The 475-nt window shown below is 64.2% G+C and carries 1 protein-coding gene; it reads left to right on the top strand.

The features are described from left to right. Nucleotides 1-18: 18 nt before the first annotated feature. The coding region (locus HW466_RS31360; protein ID WP_176316171.1) for an FMN-dependent NADH-azoreductase at nucleotides 19-475 on the top strand (457 nt) is incomplete at its 3' end.

Raw genomic sequence — 475 nt, 5'->3', positions numbered from 1 at the left:
TTATACCTTGGAGCCGCCGTGAGCCACACCCTACTTATCACGTCCAGCCCGCGCGGGGCCGACAGCCTTTCCACCCGCTTTGCCACCGAAATCGCCGATGGTATCAAAGCCCGCTCGGGCGGCACGCTGACCGTGCGCGACCTTGCCGCGAATCCGCCGCCGCACATCACGCCGGCCTACATCCAGGGCCGGATCAAGGTACCCGAAGATCGCACACCGGAACAGGTCGAGGCGGTGAAGGTCGCGCAAGAGTTGGTCGAAGAGTTGAAGGTCGCCGATGTGATCGTGCTCGGTTCCGGCATGATCAACTTCGGTCTGCCCTCGCAGCTCAAGGCTTGGTTCGATCACGTCACCTGGCCGCGCGTCACCTTCGGCTACGGCGATACCGGGCCGAAGGGGCTGCTGACCGGCAAGAAGGTCTATCTCGTCACCGCTACCGGCGGCGTGTTCTCGGAAGGTGCCTGGGCACCGTTCG

It is taken from the genome of Burkholderia territorii, assembly GCF_902833055.1.
Classification (GTDB): domain Bacteria; phylum Pseudomonadota; class Gammaproteobacteria; order Burkholderiales; family Burkholderiaceae; genus Burkholderia; species Burkholderia territorii.
The sequence above is the reverse complement of the archived record's forward strand: the minus strand, read 5'-3'. Positions and strand labels throughout refer to the sequence as shown.